Origin of the sequence: Streptosporangium sp. NPDC006930 (assembly GCF_040635605.1) — a bacterium.
Lineage (GTDB): Bacteria > Actinomycetota > Actinomycetes > Streptosporangiales > Streptosporangiaceae > Streptosporangium.
Genome location: NZ_JBEYID010000005.1, coordinates 117,464 through 138,297 on the forward strand (window position 1 = coordinate 117,464; position 20,834 = coordinate 138,297).

Sequence of the window (20,834 nt, forward strand, 5' to 3'; positions counted from 1 at the left end):
TTCTCCAGACCCCAGGAGTACAGATGGTGTTCCGTAAGCTGATGGCCGCGTTCGGCGCCGGTGTCGAGGTCGACACCGTGCTGCAGAACTCGCACGTGCGGCCCGGCGAGGTCCTGCGCGGGCAGGTCAACTTCCGCGGAGGCGGCTCCGACTACAAGGTGGAGGGCATCTTCATCGACTTCACCGCCGTGGTCGAGGTCGAGAGCGGCGACAACGAGTACAAGTCGACGTACAGCTTCCTGCGCCAGCAGATCACCGGGCCGTTCCACCTCGCCGCGGGCGCCCCGCAGTCGGCCCCCTTCCAGATCCAGGTCCCCTGGGAGACCCCGATCAGCGCCGTCGGCGGCCACCCGCTGCACGGTATGAAGCTCGGCGTCTCCACCGAGCTCGCCCTCGCCGGCGCGCTCGACAAGGGCGACCTCGACCCGCTGTTCGTCAACCCGCTGCCCGCCCAGGACCACCTGCTCGGCGCGCTGGACCGGATGGGCTTCCGCTTCAAGAAGGCCGACCTGGAGCGGGGCACCCTGCACGGCTCGCGGATGCCGTTCTTCCAGGAGATCGAGTACTACGCCGGCGGCGAGTACCACCGTCACTTCAACGAGCTTGAGCTCACCTTCATCTCCGGCCCCCAGTCGATGGACGTCATCCTGGAGGCCGACAAGCGCGGCGGCTTCCTGTCCTCCAGCCACGACACCTACAGCCGCTTCACCGTCCACTACAACGACCACCCCGGCCAGGTCGAGCAGTCGCTGCGCGCCGGCCTGCAGGCCATGGCCCAGCGGCGCGGCTGGTTCTAGCCTCCCTCGCGCACGTGCGGGTGTGCCCCGGTCCGCCGGGGCACACCCGTTTCGTGTGTTCGTACGGAACGCGTGGGGGCACTTCGTACCGTGCGCGGGAAGCGCCGAGCCGCGACGTCGTCCCACCTGGCGTAGGGTTCCCGCCAAAGACCGGCCGACGGCCGGGACGGGGACGAAGGGCGGCCGGGTGGGCGCGGGTGACGGCGACGAGACGGTGGCCGCCGCACGGGCGGGCGACGAGTCCGCGTTCACCGCGCTCGTCGAGCGTCACCGGGGTGAGCTGCGCGTGCACTGCTACCGGATGCTGGGCTCGTTCGACGAGGCGGAGGACCTGGTGCAGGAGACGTTCCTGCGCGCCTGGAAGGGCCTCGGCGGTTTCGAGGGGCGCTCGACGCTTCGGACCTGGCTGTACCGGATCGCGACGAACGCGTGCCTCGACACCCTCGACGGCCGGGCCCACCGGGTCCTCCCCCGCCACCTGGCCGGGCCGTCGGATCCGAGCGCCGCGCTCTCGCCCCCGGCCGACATCGCGTGGCTGCAGCCCTACCCCGACCGGCTCTGGGAGCCGGTCGCGCCCGGCGAGGCCGAGCCGGACTCCGTGGCCGTCACCAGGGAGACGATCGAGCTGGCGTTCCTCGCCGCGCTCCAGCACCTGCCGCCCCGGCAGCGGGCGGCGCTGATCCTGCGCGACGTGCTCGGCTGGCCCGCCAAGCGGGTCGCGGCGCTACTGGAGGGCAGCGTGGCCTCGGTGAACAGCGCGCTGCAGCGGGCCAGGGCGACGCTCAAGGAGCACCTGCCGGAACGCCGCCTGGACTGGGCGCCGTCGGCCGAACCCACCGAGCGGGAGCGGGCGGTGCTGCGCCGCTACATGGACTCGATGGAGCGCGCCGACCTCACCGCGATCGCCGACCTGCTCGCCGAGGACGTAAGGACGGAGATGCCGCCGTGGCCCACGTGGTTCAGGGGTCGTGACGCGGTCGTGGCGGCACTGGCGGCGAGCTGGGACGCAGGCTCGCCCGAATACGTGGGCCGGTTCCGGATGCTCCCCGTCCGGGCCAACCGGCAACCGGCCGTGGCGGCCTACGTACGAGGCCCCGGCGAGCCCGCCCACCGCGCTTTCGGGATCTCCGTGCTGCGGATCGAGGACGACCGGATCGCGGAGATCGTCGCCTTCCACGACCCCGGCCTGTTCGCGACGTTCGCCCTGCCCACGACGCTCTCTCCAGAACACCGATGAGTTTTCGCGCGATCCCCCGTCTCAGGACAGGTCACCCAAAACCGATCCTGACGGAGGCACCTCATGGGCAAGACGCTGTATTCGGTCACCATGTCGCTGGACGGCTTCATCGCCGGTCCTGGCGGTGACATGTCCTGGCTGACCGAGCACCTCGGCCCCAACCCGACGGCCGACAGGCTCATCGGCGAGATCGGCGCGCTTCTCATCGGGAACCGCACCTTCGGCGGCGACGACCCTCACAAGGGCACGGACAGCGAGGGCAAGGCGTTCGGCGGAGGATGGAGCGGACCGCAGTTCGTGCTCACCCACCACATCCCGGACACGCCGGTGCCGGGGATCACCTTCGTCGGTGACTTCGACAGCGGCGTCACCGCGGCCAAGGCCGCCGCGGGTGAGAAGTACGTCAACATCCTCGGCGCCGACATCGCCCGGCAGTGCCTTGAGGCGGGGATGCTCGACGAGATCCTCGTGTTCGTCGCGCCCGTCCTGCTGGGCGACGGTGTCCGGCTGTTCGACCGCCCGGGCGGGACCAACGTCAGGCTGGAGCGTATCGAGCTGACCCACGTGCCGCACGCGACGAGCATCCGGTTCCGCGTCGTCGGCTGAGCCATCCTCGGTGAGGTCCGCGCCATCGCCCCTGATCAAGCGGCCTTGCGGGCGAGGGTGAGCAGGTGGCCACCGACAAGGGAACCGCCTCCGGGCGACGCTGGGCGCCGAGCATGAGAGCTTGGCGCTCGGGGTCGTCGAGCCAGTCGTCGTACAGCGAGAAGGCTTGTTTCACGCCGTAGCGAGTGACGTCCGGGAGTGTCGCGCCGGGTCCGACCGTCACAGGGAAGCCAGGTGTAAGGCATTGTCCGGCCCACCTCGATAAGCCGTAAATTAGCTAATCAAGTGCTGTCATATGCCCTAATGTCAGTGACTATGAAAATTCGCGTGATCATGGCGATGGCCGTCGCCTTCATTCTGTTTTTCCCCGGTACGGCCACCGCCTTCGCATATCCGGTCGAGGACGCCCCGCTCCTGACCGGCAACCCCCTTTACTCCGCCGGTAAGCTCCCCGCCGCGAGCTGCGCGAGGAAACCTGCCAAGGGCAAGAGCCTCGCCTCGGTGAAGAGGCACGTCAAAGCGCTCGTCACCTGCATGAACGACACCTGGAGCCCCTACCTGAAGGAGGCCCACTTCTCGTTCGTGCCGCCCATGCTGGACATGACCGGAGCCCCTTTGTCGGCGAAGTCCGAGCGCTACTGTTTCGGGGCCAAGATGGACCCGGCCAAGTCGGAGGCCGTCACCTGCTTCGGGGTCGGCTTCTCCGTGCATATTCGCCCTGACTGGATCAAGGCATCCGACGATCTCCCGATCCTCGCGGAGCTGAGCTCTGTCTACGGTGAGTACGTGCAGAGCCTGGTCGATATCAGGGAGGGCTACAACGCCCTGCACGCCGACGGCGACGACGAGATCCAGGAGCAGCTCCGCCGTTACAGCCTCCAGGCGCAGTGCCTGGGCGGAGTGACCGCGAGGAGTGTGTGGTCCGCCCTCGGTTACCCCGCCAAGGACGCCCGCCGCCTGCTGGACCTCGCCAAGGCCGAGGCCGACCCCAAGGGCAAGCCCGGTTACTTCGGCAAGGGCGCCAATCTCGTCCACTGGACCAAGCGGGGCTACTCCACCGCCAACCCCGGGTCCTGCAAGACCTGGACGGCTCCTTCCGCCAAGGTCTCGTAACCGACTTCCTGGACTCTCTGGGTTTTCGAGGTTTCCGCCATCACGACGGCATCCCCTCGGGACGACGGCTGACAGATGGCGGCGTGGGTCGATGTGCGGGCGGTCATTCGACGTGACCGCTCGCGAAGTCCTACGGCTTTACGGCCAGGCCACCGTAGGCCCACGCGTGGCCGCCGCCGGGAATCGGTTCCTGGTATTCGTCCTCGTCCGGCCGCCAGGTGACCACTTCGACGAGCCCGGGAGGCACCATCGTCCAGCTCCGGAAGAATTCCGTCACCTGCGCGTGAGTTCGGGGAACCATGGGCGCCGTACTCTTGTCATAGGGCTTGGTGAATTCCTCTTTGGGCACCTTCGGTGCGAAGTCGAGTGTGATGTGCGACACCAGCATCTGGCTACCCGAGGGGATGGCCGCCTTGTATCGCTCGACCAGCTCGTAGGGTTTTTCTTCCTCGGTGATGAAGTGCAGGACACCGGCCATGATGAGCGCCACCGGCCGGGTGAAGTCGATGACTTCGGTGATCTCCGGATGCGACAGGATCCGATCCGGATCCCGCAGGTCCGCCTCGATCACCGTGGTCATGCCTTCTTCGCTGCTCGCCAGCAGGGCACGTCCATGCGCCAGGACGATGGGATCGTTGTCCACGTACGCCACGCGAGCTGCTGGATTGACCTGCTGAGCGATCTCGTGGGTGTTCCCCTGCGTGGGGATGCCGGTGCCGATGTCTAGAAATTGGGCCATTTTAGCGTTTTCGGCGAGATAACGTACGGCTCGGCCGAGAAACGCCCGATGGGCGCGTACCCCCTCTCGCGTGCCAGGTGAAAGCTTGGCGAGCTGCTCCCCCACCTCGCGGTCGGCGGCGAAGTGGTCTTTGCCGCCCAGGAGATAGTCATATACGCGTGCCGGGTGAGGGATCGTCGGGTCGATTCGCGCGCCGGGCGCATTGGCATCGGCCGCCTGAGCACTTACTCGGTTGATGGAATCGGCCATTGATGCTCCTCGAAGATATGCCTGTATCGACGCGGCCGTCGATACAGAACGCGACTCGCACACTGTAGCCCGTTACCAACCAGTTCGCCGCTTATGCGTATCTACTGACGGCCTGCGTTGATGCTCACGACTAATGGGCGGGGGCGATCCGATGAACCTACCTCCGGCGCATATAGCCCATAACTACATCAAGCTCCCAAAGAATGTCATCCTTCGCGATTCGATTGAACCGTTTCATTGTTCACCGGGTACGGCCCGTGACCGTTGAAACGGCTTCGTCTCCGGCGGAGGGGTGCTCTCGCCGCCGAGCCGGGGTTCATCCCGTCAGGCCCTCGCAGGTGATCGGCGGGGTGGCCGCCGTGCCGTGGGCGATGAAGCCGAAGGTGGTCGAGGCACCCGCCGCGACGGAGCCGTTGTAGGCGGCGTTGCGGACGGTCACGCTGGAGCCGGACGCGGTGTGCCGGCCGTTCCACAGGCTGCTGACGGTCTGCCCGCCTGGCCAGGTCCACCGCACGGTCCACCCGTTGATCGGCGCGCTGCCCGCGCTGACCGTCACCGTCGACTGGAAGCCACCCGGCCAGGTGTCGTTCGTCCGCATCGTCGCCGAGCACTGGCCGGCCCGGGGAGTCGGTGTGGATTTTGGAGTCAGTGTGGGAGTCGCTGTGGGGGTGGGGTTCGGATCGGCGGCGTTGAGTGCGTCCAGGACGGCGTTGTAGGCGGGTTTCTTGTCACTGCCGCTGAAGAGCAGCGGAGTGTCGCTCGAACGCCAGGAGTCCTGGTCGCGGACGCCCCACACGGTGATGCCAGTGCAGCGCGCCACGGCCAGGCAGTCGTTGACCACGTTGGCGTAGGTCTGAGCGGGGGCACCTTGGATGTCCAGCTCGGTGATCTGTACGTCCACGCCGAGGGCGGCGAAGCTGGAGATGGTGGTGCGGTAGTTGCTGTTGTACGGGCTGCCGCTGTTGAAGTGCGACTGCAGGCCCACGCAGTCGATCGGCACGCCGCGCGCCTTGAAGTCGCGGACCATGTTGTAGACGGCCTGGGTCTTGGCCCAGCTCCAGTTGTCGATGTTGTAGTCGTTGTAGCAGAGCTTGGCGGCCGGGTCCGCGGCCCGCGCGGTGCGGAAGGCGACCTCGATCCAGTCGTTGCCGGTGCGCTGGAAGTTGGAGTCACGCCGCCCACCGGAGTTACCGTCGGCGAAGGCCTCGTTCACCACATCCCAGGCGTAGATCTTGCCCCTGTAGTGGTTCATCACACCGTTGATGTGGTCGATCATCGCCTGACGAAGGCTGCTGCCCGAGAGCGACTGCATCCAGGTCGGCTGGCCGGGGTGCCAGAGCAGGGTGTGCCCGCGCACCCGCTTGCCGTTCTGCACCGCCCAGTCGTAGATGCGGTCGCCACTGGTGAAGGTGAACTGGCCCCGCCTCGGCTCGGTGGCGTCGATCTTCATCTCGTTCTCGGCGGTGATCATGTCGAACTCACGGTTCGCGATCGTGGTGTACGCCGAGTCACCGAGCTTGCCCGCACTGATCGCGGTGCCGAAGTAGCGACCGCTCTGCTGGGCCGCAGCGGCCAGCGTGGACGCGGCCGCGTCGGCCGGGAGCGGCATCGTCTGCGCGGAGACCATGCCGAGGATTCCGACCGCTGTGGCCAGCAACGCGCGTCGCAGGCCACGGAAACGTCCGCGGGTTCGGGAGGGGGGTAACGCGTGCGAGCTCATGCCTGCCTCCATGACTGGACTGACGATGCGGAAGGTCGCGGAGCGTCCATGTGTACGGCGTCTCGGCCCCGGTCGCCGTGTCCATCGGCGGCCGGGGCCGAATTCTCGCTCTCGCTCCCTTGGGATCAGCGGTCGGCGGTGCGGGTAAGCGGGTCAGAAGTTCTTGTTGCGAACCGTCCAGGGGGCCCTCGCCGCCAGTCCCGACGGGCTGAGGATGTAGGCGCGTGCCGTGGCGTTGTCGTTGAGGGTCATGTCCAGGAACTGGACCACCGCGGTCATGCCCTCGTTCATCTGCGCGCCGGTGATGAACCCGACGTGACCGGCTTGCGGATGCTCGGCCAGCACGGAAGGGACCCGTGTGAGGTCGTAGTTGGCCCGGCTGTTGTCGTAGGCGATGTCGGAGGGACCGCCGTGCATGAACATCGCCGGGGTGTGCAGCTTGGACAGTTCCGAACGCGGATATCCGAACGAGCCGTCCGCGAAGAGTCCGCTGTCCAGTGAGACGACACTCTTGACCCGCTGGTCCTGAGCGGCGATCAGCGCTTCCAGTCCTCCACAGGAGTGGCCGGCCGTGGCGACCCTGGACAGGTCGAGGCGCTGGTAGAGCGGTGAGCCGGTGCGGGCGTTCTCCCGTTCGGCCCAGCCGATACCGTCGGTCAGCAGCGACGGTATCGGAGAACCGCTCGCCACCCCGTTCGGCGAGTTGTCGACCGACGCGGTGTTCACCACGACGATTCCGCGGGCCGCGATGAACGTCAGCGCTCGGACGACCTCGCTCCCGTTGGTGTGGGCGCACGCCCCGTTACCGAAGAGCAGCACGGGCATGGCGCGCCCGAGGGCCGCCGGATTCGTCGGTCTGTACACGGTGTAGCGGTTGGTGCCGTACGCCCCCTCCCGCGTGACCGGGAAGTTGTTCTCGATGAGCGGCCGGTTGGAAGGGTCGGGAGTCGGGGTCGGCGTGGGAGTCGGCGTCGGCGTGGGGGTTGGAGTGGGGGTCGGTGTCGGAGAGGGAGTGGGCGTCGGGGTGGGCGAGGCGATGACGCCGGTGCAGGTCACGCCGTTCAAGGCGAAACTGGACGGCACCGGGTTGGAGCCGTTCCAGCTTCCGTTGAAACCGAAGCTCGTGCTGCCTCCACTGGGGATGCTGCCGTTGTAGGGGGCGTTCGTCACCGTGACCTGCGCCCCGGACTGGACGACGGTGCCGTTCCACAGCTGGGTGATGGTCTGCCCTGCGGGGAACGACCAGGTCAACCTCCAGCCGCTGATCGGGTCCCCGAGGTTGTCGACGTTCACACTCGCGCCGAAGCCGCCCTGCCACTGGCTGGTGACCGTGTAACTGACCCGGCATCCGGCCGCCGACGCCGACGCCGACGCCGACGCGATGTGCGTACCGGCCACACCGGCACCGACCATCAACAGCGCGGCTGCGACGGCTGCCGACGGCTTTAACCGCAGGCGGAGGGAAGTGAGGTGTCGCATCGATCATTCCAATCTCGAGACATGGCGTTCCGCAGGAAGAAAGCGTCATCGCGGAACCCCGGCCGAGGACTCGCTACGGCGGTGGCCGAGGTTCCGCTGCTCGCCTGCGGGCCGCCCGGCGACCGGGAGGGCGGACTGTTCCACGTGGTACGGGGTTCCCTCGCCCAGTCAGAAGGCGAGGCCATGCGTCGTCGCGACGAACGGTCACCCCGGCCTGCCACGGTGCCCTGGCGAGGGGATGGGGCGTTGGCTCCCATCCCCTCGCCGCTGGTGACCGGGTCAGGCGGTGGTGCAGGTATTGCCGTTGAGGGTGAAGGAGCTGGGTTTGGAAGTGTTGCCGCTGTGGGTGGCCTGGAAGCCGATCTCAAGGCTGGCCCCGGGGGCCAGGGCGGCGTTGTAGCCGACATTGGTCGCGTTCACGGTGCCGGTGGTGGGACTGTAGGTAGCGTTCCAGCCGCTGGTGATGGCCTGGCCCGAGGGCAGGGTGAAGCTCAGGGACCAGCCGTTCAACGCCGTCGAGCCGGTGTTGGTGATGCTGATGGCGGTGGTGAAACCGTTGTTCCAGCTGTTCATCGTGTACGCCACCCGGCAGGCCCCTATCCCAGGTGTGGGGCTTGGTGACGGGCTTGGGGTGGCGCTCGGCGACGGACTTGGTGAGGGAGTGGCGGTGGAGGAGAACTGCGTGAAGAACTTCCACACCTCTGCCGGCACCCATGTCCTGGAGCCGCTGTCACCGGGGGCGCCGTCCTGCGGGGCGGCGATGTGGCCTTCGTCGAAGGCGGCCCAGGCGACCGGATAACCCGCCCGGCACCCGGAGTAGGTGGTGACGCGGTGCGTCAGACTGCCCTGGCTGGGCTCGGGAGGGTTCTGCGCGGTGCATCCGTTGTTGCGGACGAACGTGTCCCGCAGAGACCGGCCGCTGCCGACGCCGAGGACCGAGTCCCTGATCCCGTGGATTCCGAGGTAGGCGATGGGCTGGGTGCCGCCGCTACAGCCGCTGAGCTGCCCGCCGGACTGCACCGCGACGGCGCGGAAGACGGTGGGACGGGAACACGCCAGCGAGTAGGACATCGCCCCGCCGTAGCTGAATCCCAGCGCGAAACGCTGGGAGGTGTCGACGCACAGATCGGCTTCGAGTTGCCGAAGGATGTTGTCGACCAAGGTGACATCCTCGCCACCGGAGTTGGCCCATCCGTTGTTGAGCCCCTGGGGTGCGACGAAGATGGCGCTGTTGTCGGCCAGCCTCTGCAACCCGTAGTAGGCCCATACGTCGCGCTGGACGGTCTGCCCGGTCGCCACGTCGGTCGCGGTGCCGTTCAGCCAGTGGAACCCGAAAATCAGCCGGTAGGGGCGGTTGTTGTCGTAGCCGTCGGGAATCCGCAGGATGTAGGAGCGGTTCTTGCCGTTGTTCTGGATCGAGTAGGTGCCGCTGCGCAGGGTCGGCGCCTTGCCGCACCCGGCGGTCGGGGCCATCGCGGCCAGGCCGCCGGACGAGGTGGTGCCGGCGCTGTGGCTCAGCGCCGCGTGAACCTGGACCAGGACGAGGAGCACCGCGATACCGGCAGCGGCGAAAATGGACTGAGTTCGTGAGATCACGTTGCCTTCTCTGGATTTGGTCTCGACGACATGGCTGGAAACCCTCACTCCTTCCTCTCGGACCAGGCACCGAGGTGCCGATGACGGCACACCAGGGTCTGCGCGCAGGCCGTTGCCGGCCTGTGGTGGGGGGGTTCAGCCCGGCGGACCAAATCGGCCGTCGAACCTTTGCCGCACGTTTCTCGCACACGGCGGCAATCATCGGAGAAAGCAGCACCGACATCATGATTCGGCACGCGCCATCGGCAAATCGGCACACCGGCCGATCACGGTCCTGGCTATATCTCCAAAGTAAGGTCGGTGATTGTTAACGCTAGCATTTCAGCGCGTCGGATTGCGCGTTACGGTAGGCGCGGGAAAGCCGGGCTGTCAAGCAAGGGCGTGGGGTTCATGCGTGGATACGGCCGGCGGGGTGAAACTTTCATCGCGAGGCGCCGACGGGCGACCCCGTCCAACAACGAGAATGCAGGTCATGGCGTTGAAGAACCACAAATCGCTATCTCAATGAATACGCTTATGTTGAGAGGCCTAACATCGTTGAATAAACCCCGCGAAACTGCCTTTCATGGGGATGGCCGCATGGGCGGATTGACCGACTAATCAGAAACCATGATTGTTCACGGCAAAGCTCGCATTCACCCAGCTTCCATGTCGAGAAACTCAAGCTCCACGTGGCATACATCGAGGTGGGCAAGGGGTCGCACAGAGCCGATCGAGCCCCATTTCTCCGAGGCTGCCTGGGAGAAGAGTTCCCTCAGCGGCGAGAGCGGTGAAAGCTGCGTCGAAATCGCCGGAAACCTCCCCGAGGTCGTCGCCGTCCACGACAGCAAAAATCCCGCAGACCCAACCCTCTCCTTCACCTCAGGACCTCAGGCGAGTGGCAAAACTTCCTCAATGCGGTGAGGGCGGGCCGGTTCGACTGACCGGCGAGACCGCTCTCGACAGTTCGATCCGGAGCAACGCTCTTGGCCGAGAATCGCACCCTCGATCATTTTCAGCGATCAGACGTGCGTACGCCCTCCAGGCAGCGGAAATCAATGCATCCGCAGACTCACTCCAATGTAGTACATAAGTAGTACCATGGGAACATGGAAGCCACAGCCCGCGAGTTCAACCAGCAGTCCGCCCGGATCCTCGCCGCCGCCGAGCACGGAGAGACGGTCGCCGTCACCAAGAACGGCCGCCACATCGCCACCCTGGTACCCGCCCACCAGGCCGAGCCACCATTCCCGTTCCCCACCGACCCCATGGGCGAGGACGATCTTCCCCTGTTCGACGGGCCTGCCGATCTGTCAGCACGCACCGACGCTTTCCTTGCCGAGGGTTTCGGCCGGTGAACGTGCCTGTGGCCATCGCTGACACCTCCGCTCTGCTGGCGACCTTCAACCGCCAGGACGCCGAGCACGTCGCCTGCGTCAAAGCCCGCGCACAGGTGGGCCATCTGGTCATCTCTCCACTTGTCCTGGCCGAGCTCGACTATCTGATCACGAGCAGGATCGGCCAGCATGCCGCTTTCGCAGTCCTCGACCACATCATGGGCAGAATCGACGTGAAACGATACGAAGTACCCGAGGTGTCACCGCATCTGCGCACCGCCGGCGCGCTCATGACTCGCTACCGGACGATGAACATCGGCCTGACCGACGCGATGAACGTGGCTCTGGCAGCCGAGTTCCGGACCGACGCCCTCTTCACTCTTGATCGTGAACACTTCCGCGCGATCCGCCCGCTCACCGGCCACGAATGCTTCCGGCTCCTGCCCGACGACATTTGATGAGATCGACAGCGTCGAGTCGGTCAGCCCAAATCGTCACGACGCTCTCCTCGATCGCAGGAGCATCTCCAGGTTGACGGCTACTGTCGCTGGTAACAACGGTTCGACCTGGCGCCGGCTCAACCCCGGACAGCAGGCACTGCTGGTCGGAGTCCACCTGCGCAAGGGGGAGACGTTGCTCGCGCGACGTTCGCCCACTTTGGACCAGGCGCTGCGCACGGCCAAGCGCACCGGATACGCCTTCGTCGTTTTGGACGGCACGCTCATCCCGATCGAGCGGGTCGCCGCCGACCGACCGTACTACTCCGGAAAACACCACCATCACGGCATGAACGTCCAAATCGTCGCCGCTCCGGACGGTACGCCGTTGTGGACGTCGGGCTCCCTTCCAGGGTTCGTGCACGACCTGACGGGGGCGCGGATCTGGGGCATCATCCGGCGTCTGGAGAGCGCCGGACTGATCACCCTTGCCGATAAGGCCTACATCGGCGCTGGTCGGCGGGTGCTGGTGCCGTACGAAGGGAGGAAGAAGCCCGCCTCGCAGAAGGCGGCCAACTTCGCCCACGCCAAGTTCTGCGGCCCCGGCGAGCGGACCAATGCGGTGCTGAAGACCTGGCGCATCCTACGGAAACTACGCTGTTGTCCCCTTCGCGCAGGTCAGCTCATCAAAGCCATCTGCGTTCTCCAAGCCCGCGAATCGGGATGAAATACGTTCAAGGAACCTTTTTCCTCCTCAGGCGGCGTCGGCAAGCCGTACGCCTTTCAGGCGGTGAGCAGCAGGGCCGCCACGGTGGCCGGGACGGCCACCACGACCAGTGCGGTCCCCGCCAGCACGAAGGTGCGTATCGGCACCCGCACTCCCCTGCGGCGGCACCACTCGAACCAGAGCAGGGTGGCGAGGGAGGCCCACGGGGTGATCACCGCGCCGACGTTGGTGCCGATGAGCAGGGCGAACAGCGTTTCCCGGTCGCCGACGGGGATGACCTGCTCCACGGCGGTGTAGGCGGGCAGGTTGTTGATCAGGTTGGACAGCACCGCGCCGACGGCCGCCACTCCATAGGCTCCATCACCCGCGTGGGTCCCGATCAGGGTGCCCATCACCGAGGCCAGGCCGTGCCGACTCAGCGTGGGCACCACCAGGAACAGGCCCAATACGAAGACGAGCAGCTGCCAGGGGAACAGGGCGAAGGTGAGCTTGGCACGGTCCCGCCAGGCGAAGGCGGCGACCATCAGGGCCGCCCCAGCCAGGGCGGCGAACTGGATCGGCAGTTCCAGGAGGATCGCGGCGACGAACAGTACGCAGACCCCGGCCGCGATTCCGAACAGCACCCGATCCGCGACGGGCTCGGGGATCGGCGGGGTGTAGCGATCGGCGCCGCGCCGGCCTCGGCGCCAGAAGAAGGCCCACAGGAAGATCATGGTGATCGCGATCGCGACGAGCTGGGGGATCCAGAGCCTTCCCGCGAACTCGCGGGTGGACATCTCCACCCGTCCCAGGACCAGGAGGTTCGTCAGGTTCGAGACCGGCAGCAGCAGGCTGGCGGTGTTGGCCAGCCACAGGGTCGTCATGGCCAGCGGCAGCGCGGCGATCCCGGTCCTGGCCGCGAGGGCGAGCATCACGGGCGTCAGCAGTACCGCGGTGGTGTCCAGGTTCAGGAAAATGGTGACCAGCGACGCGAAGGTCGTGCAGAGCAGGAAGAGGACGGCGTACCCACCGCCGCCCAGCATCGCCAGCCGGGTCGCGATCACGTCGAAGAGCCCGGCCTCCTTGACGAGGTCGGCGAGAACGACCACCGCGGCGAGGAAGAGCAGGATGGGCGCGATCCGCTCCATCTGGCTCTCGGCCTCCAGCAGGGGAAGCAGGCCGGTCGCGACGAACAGGAGTCCGAGGCCCAGCAGCGCGAGCCGGATCCAGTCCAGGAGGTGCAGTTGTCGCAGCACATCGGAAATGATCGCACGCCTCACCTGGGCGGATCGCTCCAGGAGGAGGACCGGGCTCAGTCGGCGGCGCGGGCCGTCAGGTCGGACCAGAGGCCGTCCATCCGGGCCTCCAACTCCTCCAGGGTCCCCTCGTTCGGCACCACGATGTCGGCGATCTCCAGCCGCTCCTCGCGGGTCGCCTGGGCCGCGAGCCTCGCCCTCGCGTCCTGCTCGCTCATGCCGCGCAGCTCGACCAGCCGGGCCACGCGCACCTCGTCGGAGGCGTCGACGACGATCACCACCTCGTACATGGGGGCGAGCTTGTTCTCCGCCAGCAGCGGCACGTCGTAGATCACGATGCTGCCGGGGGCAGTCTGCTCCTGCAGCTCGGCGACCCGCGCGCCGACGAGGGGGTGGACGATGGCGTTGAGCGAGGCGAGTTTCTCGGAGTCGGAGAAGACGATCGAGCCGAGCTTCTCCCGATCGAGTGAGCCGTCCTCGCGCAGGATGCCCGTGCCGAAGACTCCGGTCACGCGCGCCAGCCCGGGGGTTCCCGGCTCGACCACCTCTCTGGCGATCTTGTCGGCGTCGATGATCACGGCACCACGGGCGCCCAGCCTCCGGGAGACCTCGCTCTTGCCAGATCCGATGCCACCGGTAAGCCCCACCATCAACATGATCCGCAGCATACGCCGTACCGGCCGTGCTCCGGTGCGGTCGGCGACGAGGTCTTCACATCGGGTCGCCGGGCGAGGGTCGCCGTTTCTCCTTCCCCACTTCCTACGGGGCGGTCGGCCCCGCCACCGCGCCCTTCCTGCAAAGCGGTCGTCATCGCTGAGTCCCACCGCCGCGCATCCCTTCTGCGAGGCGGTCCCCGGGTAGGAGACCGGAATCGCCCCTCTTGGCGTCGGAGGTCACGCCTGCCGCCCCTTCAAGCACAGGACGCTCCGGGAGACCGAGCGGCGTACCGGGGCGCCCCTGGGTGCCCTCAGAGCTCCCTGCGCATGTGCACCAGGGTGAGGTGGTCGGTCATCCGTTCCCTGCGCGTCTCGCGGTAGCCGTGGCGACGGTAGAGACGCAGGTTGCCCTCCGACAGATGGCCGGTGAACAGGTCGAAGGCGAGCGCCGTGGCGGCCTCCTCGTGCAGGGCTGCCAGCAGGGCTCCGCCGATGCCCTCGCCCTGCCGGTCGGGGGCGACCACCAGACGGCCGACCAGGCAGGTCGTGCCGGACATCCGGCCGCGGACCGCGCCCACGATTCGCGCTCCGTCGCGGGCGACGAGCACGGTCGCCGTCTCGACCGCCTTGCGGACCTGGGCGATCGACTCCACGAGCGGCGCGATGAACGGGTCGCCGTAGAGCTGGGCCTCGCTCACGTAGGCGGCGCGCTGCACGGTCAGGATCTCGCCCGCGTCCTCGGGTTCCGCCCACTCGATCACGGTCACGGCGCCACCCTAGCGGCCGGGCGAGAGATCCCGGCAGGGGAAGCGCTCCGGGAACGTGGAAAGGGCCCCGCCGGAGCGGGGCCCTTTCTTCGATCTTCTACCGCGTTGTCAGCGCCGTCGGCACCGGGTCAGCTCTGGCCGCCCGCGAGCTTCTCGCGCAGGGCCGCGAGAGCCTCGTCGGAGGCGAGGGCACCTGCCGCCGGAGCGGAGGAGCCGCTGCTGCCGCTGGAGGAGGAGCCGGTGGAACCCGGAGCCGGGGTCTCGCCGGAGTAGGACGTGGGGGCCGCCTCGCCCGCCTCGGCCTCGGCCTTGCGGGCCTCCTCGACCTGCTTCTTGTGAGCCTCGAAGCGGGTCTGAGCCTCGGCGTACTGCCGCTCCCACTCCTCGCGCTGCTTGTCGAAGCCTTCGAGCCACTCGCCGGTCTCGGAGTCGAAGCCCTCGGGGTAGATGTAGTTGCCCGAGTCGTCGTAGGTCGCCGCCATGCCGTACAGCGTGGGGTCGAACTCGACGTCGGCGCCGATCGCACCCTCGTTCGCCTGCTTGAGCGAGAGCGAGATCCGGCGGCGCTCAAGGTCGATGTCGATGATCTTCACGAAGATCTCGTCGCCGACCTGAACGACCTGCTCGGGAATCTCGACGTGGCGCTCGGCCAGCTCGGAGATGTGGACCAGGCCCTCGATGCCCTCCTCGACGCGGACGAACGCACCGAACGGCACCAGCTTGGTGACGCGACCCGGAACGACCTGACCGATCTGGTGGGTGCGGGCGAACTGCTGCCAGGGGTCTTCCTGCGTCGCCTTGAGCGACAGGGAGACGCGCTCGCGCTCCATGTCGACGTCGAGCACCTCGACGGTGACCTCCTGGCCGACCTCGACGACCTCGGAGGGGTGGTCGATGTGCTTCCAGGAGAGCTCGGAGACGTGGACCAGACCGTCGACGCCGCCGAGGTCGACGAACGCACCGAAGTTGACGATCGAGGAGACGACGCCCTTGCGGACCTGACCCTTCTGCAGGGTGTTGAGGAACGTCTGGCGAACCTCGGACTGGGTCTGCTCAAGCCAGGCACGGCGGGAGAGAACCACGTTGTTGCGGTTCTTGTCGAGCTCTATGATCTTCGCTTCGAGCTCGCGGCCCACGTACGGCTGGAGGTCGCGGACGCGCCGCATCTCGACCAGGGACGCCGGCAGGAAGCCACGCAGGCCGATGTCGAGGATGAGACCACCCTTGACGACCTCGATGACCGTGCCGGTGACGATGCCGTCCTCGTCCTTGATCTTCTCGATCGTGCCCCAGGCCCGCTCGTACTGAGCGCGCTTCTTGGACAGGATCAGGCGGCCTTCCTTGTCTTCCTTCTGGAGAACAAGGGCCTCGACGTGCTCGCCAACCTCGACGACATCCGCCGGGTCGACATCGTGCTTGATCGAGAGCTCTCGCGAGGGGATGACACCCTCGGTCTTGTAGCCGATGTCGAGCAAAACTTCGTCTCGATCGACCTTGACGACGGTGCCCTCGACGATGTCGCCGTCGTTGAAGTACTTGATGGTCAGGTCGATCGCTGCGAGGAACTCTTCCTCGGAGCCGATGTCGTTGACCGCTACCTGCGGGGTGCTCGAGGTGGCCTCAGTGCTGCTCGTCATGTGTGGAGTTGCTCCGAACGCGGACAGATGTCGATGTGGCGAACGCGCGGCAGGCTTCTTACCGTCAGCCGAAGAAAAGTATCGGCGTGATCGAGCGCGAGCCCACTCCGTCCGAGACACGCGCGAGCCCACAACGCAGCGATCAGCATATGAGACCAGACGGGTATGGTCAATCCAACGACTCTACGCGCCCACGTGCCGGAAGGATAACGATCTCGCTTAATAAGCGTTGATCTTCTTCCTCTGGTCCGCCCTGATACTACCTCGAAGCCTGTCCGGGATGGAGATGCGTTCGGGGTCGCCGTCGGCCGTGTAACGCTCGCCGGGATGCTTGTTCAACCACCCGAGCCAGTGGTCCGAACACCACTTGCGGCACTCCCCCTTTTTGCCGTTGCTCTGGATCCGCTGGATCGCGCGCCAGTCGTAGCCCTTGACGAACGGCGAGACCGACGGCTCGGCGCCGGCCAGGAAGACGCCCTTGAACCGATAGGAAACGCCGTGCCATTTTCCCGACTGCACGGTAGATCTTTTGCGGGGCATCGCGCCGAACGGCAGCGCCAGCGTCTCCGAGGGGGGCACGCCGAGTCTCTTCAGCAGCCGCTCGACCCTGGCGAGCTGCTCGGCGATCTTCTTCTTGGGCAGGCTCGGCAGGTGGGGGTGGCCCCAGGTGTGGTTCGCCACCTCGAAGCCCCGCGAGACCAGCCATCGCACGGCCCGTTCCTGATCTTTCTGCTCGCGCAGGCCGAACGGCTGTTGGTTGACCCAGAAGGTGGCGACGGGCCGGAAGCCGGGATACTTCACGGCGACCTGGTAGATGATGCCGACCGCGGTGTCCTTGACCGGGGTGCCGTCCGCCTCAAGGGCGAAGTGGCTGGGATGGCCGTCGTCGAAGGTGAGCACGACCGGATACCTGCCCGCCGGGATGTCCATCCTGCCGGTGGCGAACTCGCGTGCGGTGACCGGCACGTAGCCGTCCCTGGCGAGCCTCTCCAGCTCCTTGCGCACCTGGGCGGGGGTGCGGTCGATCGACGCCAGCCGCTTGCGGGTGATCCGGTGGTACATCAGGATCGGGACCACACCGGCCTCGTTCGCCTTCACCTGCCGCGCGAACTCCGCCGAGGCGGTGATCGGCGGCGGCAGTTCGGCCGAGGGCAGGTCGGGTGTCGGCGAGGGGGACGCGGAGGAGGTCGGGGGCGAACCGCTCGCCACCCCCTGCCGGGGGGCGCCGGGCGGCGCCGAGGCGGACGGGAGGACCAGGAGCCCTGTCAGCGCCACCGCGATGACCAGCACGTTGGCCAGCATGATGATCTTCGTCAGGGGGGTCGTACTCCGCACTGAACTCCCGTGCCCGTCGAGCTTTCCGGCTTGGATCACCACCTTAGAACAGGCTTCGGACAGGCCCGGCCGATCGGTGGGGCCCGACGGGGCGGAAACGGTCTCTCCCCATCCGGGAGATGATCGCCAGGACCAGGCGTCCTCCCAGGTGGGACCGGTGAGGCTCCCGGTGGTCGACGTCCTCACAAGTTTGTGAGAGAGCCTGTGGGATGGTGCCCGCCGAATGGGCCGTCGGCGCCCGAAGTCTCCACAGGCGCGGCCGAGAGCCGGTTGGGCGGTGTCCGGCGGACGGGCCCCGGGCACCGTCGGCGCCCGGCGCCTCCCAGATGCGGCCGAGAGCCGGTTGGGACGGCGCCGACCGTCCTCAGGAGTCGGGCGCCCCCCAGAGGCCGTCAGTGCCCGCCGGCCGTCCTCCGGAGCCGCCCCGGGGACCCGTCAGTGGCCGGCGTCCTCCCAGGTGCGGCCGACGCCCACCGAGACGGCGAGCGGGACGCGCAGGGAGTATGCGGCGTTCATCCGGTCGGTGACCAGCTCCCGCAGGGTCTCCAGCTCGCCCGGGGCCACTTCGAACACGAGCTCGTCGTGGACCTGCAGCAGCATCCGGGAGCCGAGGGCCGCCTCCTTCAACGCGCCCTGCACGTTGAGCATCGCGACCTTGATGATGTCGGCGGCCGACCCCTGAATGGGCGCGTTGAGCGCCATCCGCTCGGCGATCTCGCGGCGCTGGCGGTTGTCGCTGTTGAGGTCGGGCAGATAGCGGCGGCGGCCGAGGATGGTCTCGGTGTAGCCGTCGTTCCTGGCCTGCGCGACGATCGCGTTGAGGAAGTCGCGGACGCCGCCGAACTCCTCGAAGTATTCCTCCTTGAGCGCCCGCGCCTCGGAGACCGGGATGTTGAGCTGCTCCGAGAGCCCGAAGTCGGACAGGCCGTAGGCGAGGCCGTAGTTCATCGCCTTGATCTTGGCCCGCATCTCCCCGGTGACCTTCTCCGGCTCGACGTCGAAGACCCTCGCCGCGGTGGCCATGTGGAAGTCGTGCCCGGACTCGAAGGAGGCGATGAGCGCCTCGTCACCGGACAGGTGGGCCATCACGCGCAGCTCGATCTGGCTGTAGTCGGCGGTGAGCAAAGTCTCGAAGCCCTTGCCGACCACGAAGCCCTGCCGGATGCGGCGGCCCTCGGCGGTGCGGATCGGGATGTTCTGCAGGTTGGGCTTCTCCGAGCTGAGCCGGCCGGTGACGGCCACGATCTGGTTGAACGTGGTGTGGATGCGGCCGTCGTCGGCGATCTCCTTGATCAGGCCCTCGACGGTGACCTTCAGCTTGGCCTGGTCGCGGTGGCGCAGCATGATCGTCGGCAGCTCGTGCTCGGTCTGGGCGGCGAGCCAGGCCAGCGCGGAGGCGTCGGTGGTGTAACCCGTCTTGGTCTTCTTCGTCTTGGGCAGGTTGAGCTTGACGAACAGGATCTCCTGGAGCTGCTTGGGCGAGCCCAGGTTGAACTGCTCGCCGCCCACGGACGCGTGCGCCGCCTCGACCGCCTGCTTGACCGCGGCGCCGAACTCGGCCTCCAGGCCGCTGAGCTGCTCCCTGTCGGCGGCGATGCCGACCCGCTCCAGCTCGGCGAGCACGGTGACGAGCGGCAGCTCCACGTCGCGCATGAGGTGGGTGCCGCCCAACGGCTCCAGGAACGTCTCCAGCGCGTCGGCGAGCTCGCCGACCGCGAGCGCCCGCAGGGCGAGGTCGTGGGCGCCGTCGTCGTCCTGGTCGTCGAAGAGGCTCGCCTGGCCGCCGTTGTCGGTCTCACCGCGCAGCTCGCGTCGCAGGTAGACCCGCACGAGGTCTTCCAGCGGGAACGAGCGCTGCCCCGGCATCGCCAGGTAGGCCGCGAGCGCGGTGTCGCAGGTGAGGCCGCGCAGCTCCATGCCCTGCGCCCACAGCGCGAGCATCGGGCCCTTGGCGTCGTGCACGGCCTTGGGCTTCGAGGCGTCGGCGAGCCACTCGCGCAGAGCCGCCTCGTCGGCCTCGGTCAGTGTGGTCGGGTCGATGAACGCGGCGCCGGAGCCGCCCGGGGCCGCCTTCCCCTCCCCCGCGCCGGCTCCCGCTCCGGCCGCCGCGATGGCGATGCTGTCGACACGGCCGGTGCCGCTGCCGTAGGTGCCCTTGAAGGCGAGGCCGGCGCGGCCCTCGGGCAGCGCGCGCAGCCACGGGGCCACCTCGTCGGGGCCCAGGGTGACGACCTCGACCTCGAAGCCCTCCTCCGCCTCGGCCTCGGGCGAGCCGATCGTCTTGAACAGCCGGTCGCGGATCTCGCCGCGGAACTCCAGCGTGTCGAGGATCTTGTTGATCTCGTCGCGGTCGGTCGTGCCGATCTGCAGGCTCGTGACCTCGTGCTCCAGCGGCACGTCGCGGATCAGCTGGGTGAGGCGCCGGTTCATCAGCACCTGGTCGAGGTGGTCGCGGAGCTTGTCGCCGACCTTGCCCTTGACCTCGTCGACGCGGTTGACCAGCTCCTCCAGCGAGCCGAACTCGCGGATCCACTTCGCCGCGGTCTTCTCGCCCACACCGGGGATGTTCTTCAGGTTGTCGCTGGAGTCGCCGCGGATGGCCGCGAAGTCGGGATATTGAGCCGGGGTGAGCTCGTACTTCTCCAGCACCGCCTCGGGGGTGAAGCGGGTCATGTTGCTGATGCCGACGCGGGTCATCAGCACGGTGATCCGCTCGTCGACGAGCTGCAGCGCGTCGCGGTCGCCGGTGACGACGAGCACGTTCATGCCCTGCTCGGCGGCGCGGGTGGCGAGGGTGGCGATCAGGTCGTCGGCCTCGTAGCCGGCGAGCGACAGGTGCGGCACGCCCATCGCGTCGAGCACCTCGTGGATCAGGCTCATCTGGCTGCGGAAACTGTCGGGGCTCGCGCTGCGGTTCGCCTTGTAGTCGGCGTACTCCTCGTGCCGGAACGTCGGCTCCGAGCGATCGAAGCAGACCGCCATGTGGGTCGGCCGCTCGTCGCGGAGCACGTTGACCAGCATCGAGGTGAAACCGTAGACCGCGTTGGTCGTCTGGCCCGTGCTGGTGGAGAAATTCTCCTCCGGCAGGGCATAGAACGCCCGATAGGCCAGTGAATGCCCATCCAGCAGCAGGAGACACGGTCGAGTGGGGGTCGCTTCGCTCTTCGGCACAAAGAAAGCCTAGTCTC

At 67.4% G+C, this 20,834-nt stretch carries 18 protein-coding genes; 8 read left to right on the plus strand and 10 right to left on the minus strand.

The features are described 5' to 3' along the window. Positions 1-23: 23 nt before the first annotated feature. From ABZ664_RS11360 to ABZ664_RS11375, 4 genes are all read left to right on the plus strand, one after another. Positions 24-797 carry a sporulation protein gene (locus ABZ664_RS11360; protein ID WP_362506650.1) on the plus strand — a complete coding sequence of 258 codons (774 nt, stop codon included), beginning with the start codon at positions 24-26 and terminating at the stop codon, positions 795-797. 55 nt (positions 798-852) lie between these two features. Further along, positions 853-2,034, plus strand: a complete 1,182-nt coding sequence (locus ABZ664_RS11365) for a sigma-70 family RNA polymerase sigma factor (RefSeq protein WP_362506653.1) — start codon at positions 853-855, stop codon at positions 2,032-2,034. A gap of 63 nt (positions 2,035-2,097) precedes the next feature. Further along, the gene (locus ABZ664_RS11370) at positions 2,098-2,640 is read left to right on the plus strand and encodes a dihydrofolate reductase family protein (protein WP_362506656.1); all 543 of its coding nucleotides are present in this window, start codon (positions 2,098-2,100) and stop codon (positions 2,638-2,640) included. A gap of 315 nt (positions 2,641-2,955) precedes the next feature. After that, complete coding sequence (locus ABZ664_RS11375) at positions 2,956-3,753, plus strand: hypothetical protein (RefSeq protein WP_362506659.1); 798 nt, start codon at positions 2,956-2,958, stop codon at positions 3,751-3,753. Positions 3,754-3,883: 130 nt separating this feature from the next. Here the strand turns inward: ABZ664_RS11375 and ABZ664_RS11380 are convergent, their stop codons facing one another. The 4 genes from ABZ664_RS11380 to ABZ664_RS11395 form a co-directional block, all read right to left on the minus strand. Then, complete coding sequence (locus tag ABZ664_RS11380; protein WP_362506662.1) at positions 3,884-4,741, minus strand: SAM-dependent methyltransferase; 858 nt, start codon at positions 4,739-4,741, stop codon at positions 3,884-3,886. Between the two features lie 316 nt (positions 4,742-5,057). Continuing rightward, the gene (locus tag ABZ664_RS11385) at positions 5,058-6,461 is read right to left on the minus strand and encodes an endo-1,4-beta-xylanase (RefSeq protein ID WP_362506665.1); all 1,404 of its coding nucleotides are present in this window, start codon (positions 6,459-6,461) and stop codon (positions 5,058-5,060) included. 153 nt (positions 6,462-6,614) lie between these two features. After that, positions 6,615-7,940, minus strand: a complete 1,326-nt coding sequence (locus tag ABZ664_RS11390) for a cellulose-binding domain-containing protein (protein WP_362506668.1) — start codon at positions 7,938-7,940, stop codon at positions 6,615-6,617. Between the two features lie 279 nt (positions 7,941-8,219). Next, entirely contained in the window at positions 8,220-9,536 is a 1,317-nt protein-coding gene (locus ABZ664_RS11395; RefSeq protein WP_362506671.1) for a cellulose binding domain-containing protein, read from the minus strand. A gap of 648 nt (positions 9,537-10,184) precedes the next feature. Here ABZ664_RS11395 and ABZ664_RS11400 point away from each other — a divergent pair. The 4 genes from ABZ664_RS11400 (at position 10,185) to ABZ664_RS11415 (ending at position 12,016) form a co-directional block, all read left to right on the plus strand. Beyond that, on the plus strand, positions 10,185-10,439 hold the full coding sequence (locus tag ABZ664_RS11400; RefSeq protein ID WP_362506674.1) for a DUF397 domain-containing protein: 255 nt from the start codon (positions 10,185-10,187) through the stop codon (positions 10,437-10,439). A 185-nt stretch (positions 10,440-10,624) separates the two neighbouring features. After that, positions 10,625-10,873 (plus strand): type II toxin-antitoxin system prevent-host-death family antitoxin, encoded by a 249-nt coding sequence (locus ABZ664_RS11405; protein WP_362506677.1) that lies wholly within the window; start codon positions 10,625-10,627, stop codon positions 10,871-10,873. Beyond that, a complete protein-coding gene (locus ABZ664_RS11410) occupies positions 10,870-11,310 on the plus strand; it encodes a PIN domain-containing protein (protein ID WP_362506680.1) in 441 nt (146 codons plus the stop codon). Before ABZ664_RS11405 ends, ABZ664_RS11410 begins: the two co-directional genes overlap by 4 nt. Positions 11,311-11,374: 64 nt before the next feature. Beyond that, entirely contained in the window at positions 11,375-12,016 is a 642-nt protein-coding gene (locus tag ABZ664_RS11415; protein WP_362507263.1) for a transposase family protein, read from the plus strand. 56 nt (positions 12,017-12,072) lie between these two features. Here ABZ664_RS11415 and ABZ664_RS11420 read toward each other — a convergent pair whose 3' ends face one another. From ABZ664_RS11420 to polA, 6 genes are all read right to left on the minus strand, one after another. Then, positions 12,073-13,251 carry an SLC13 family permease gene (locus ABZ664_RS11420; protein ID WP_362506683.1) on the minus strand — a complete coding sequence of 393 codons (1,179 nt, stop codon included), beginning with the start codon at positions 13,249-13,251 and terminating at the stop codon, positions 12,073-12,075. 56 nt (positions 13,252-13,307) lie between these two features. After that, a complete protein-coding gene (coaE, locus tag ABZ664_RS11425) occupies positions 13,308-13,907 on the minus strand; it encodes a dephospho-CoA kinase (protein ID WP_362506686.1) in 600 nt (199 codons plus the stop codon). Between the two features lie 311 nt (positions 13,908-14,218). Next, a complete protein-coding gene (locus ABZ664_RS11430; RefSeq protein ID WP_362506689.1) occupies positions 14,219-14,674 on the minus strand; it encodes a GNAT family N-acetyltransferase in 456 nt (151 codons plus the stop codon). Between the two features lie 128 nt (positions 14,675-14,802). Further along, entirely contained in the window at positions 14,803-16,311 is a 1,509-nt protein-coding gene (gene rpsA, locus ABZ664_RS11435) for a 30S ribosomal protein S1 (RefSeq protein WP_362506692.1), read from the minus strand. Positions 16,312-16,530: 219 nt separating this feature from the next. After that, positions 16,531-17,646 carry a polysaccharide deacetylase family protein gene (locus ABZ664_RS11440; RefSeq protein WP_362506695.1) on the minus strand — a complete coding sequence of 372 codons (1,116 nt, stop codon included), beginning with the start codon at positions 17,644-17,646 and terminating at the stop codon, positions 16,531-16,533. 435 nt (positions 17,647-18,081) lie between these two features. Next, a complete protein-coding gene (gene polA, locus ABZ664_RS11445) occupies positions 18,082-20,817 on the minus strand; it encodes a DNA polymerase I (RefSeq protein WP_362506698.1) in 2,736 nt (911 codons plus the stop codon). Positions 20,818-20,834: the final 17 nt, after the last annotated feature.

Bases quoted from the DNA above. Each gene is read 5' to 3' on its own strand.
- ABZ664_RS11360 (WP_362506650.1), top strand. From the start codon at position 24: ATGGTGTTCCGTAAGCTGATGGCCGCGTTCGGCGCCGGTGTCGAGGTC.
- ABZ664_RS11370 (WP_362506656.1), top strand. From the start codon at position 2,098: ATGGGCAAGACGCTGTATTCGGTCACCATGTCGCTGGACGGCTTCATC.
- ABZ664_RS11375 (WP_362506659.1), top strand. From the start codon at position 2,956: ATGAAAATTCGCGTGATCATGGCGATGGCCGTCGCCTTCATTCTGTTT.
- ABZ664_RS11380 (WP_362506662.1), bottom strand. From the start codon at position 4,741: ATGGCCGATTCCATCAACCGAGTAAGTGCTCAGGCGGCCGATGCCAAT.
- ABZ664_RS11385 (WP_362506665.1), bottom strand. From the start codon at position 6,461: ATGAGCTCGCACGCGTTACCCCCCTCCCGAACCCGCGGACGTTTCCGT.
- ABZ664_RS11390 (WP_362506668.1), bottom strand. From the start codon at position 7,940: ATGCGACACCTCACTTCCCTCCGCCTGCGGTTAAAGCCGTCGGCAGCC.
- ABZ664_RS11400 (WP_362506674.1), top strand. From the start codon at position 10,185: ATGTCGAGAAACTCAAGCTCCACGTGGCATACATCGAGGTGGGCAAGG.
- ABZ664_RS11405 (WP_362506677.1), top strand. From the start codon at position 10,625: ATGGAAGCCACAGCCCGCGAGTTCAACCAGCAGTCCGCCCGGATCCTC.
- coaE (WP_362506686.1), bottom strand. From the start codon at position 13,907: ATGTTGATGGTGGGGCTTACCGGTGGCATCGGATCTGGCAAGAGCGAG.
- rpsA (WP_362506692.1), bottom strand. From the start codon at position 16,311: ATGACGAGCAGCACTGAGGCCACCTCGAGCACCCCGCAGGTAGCGGTC.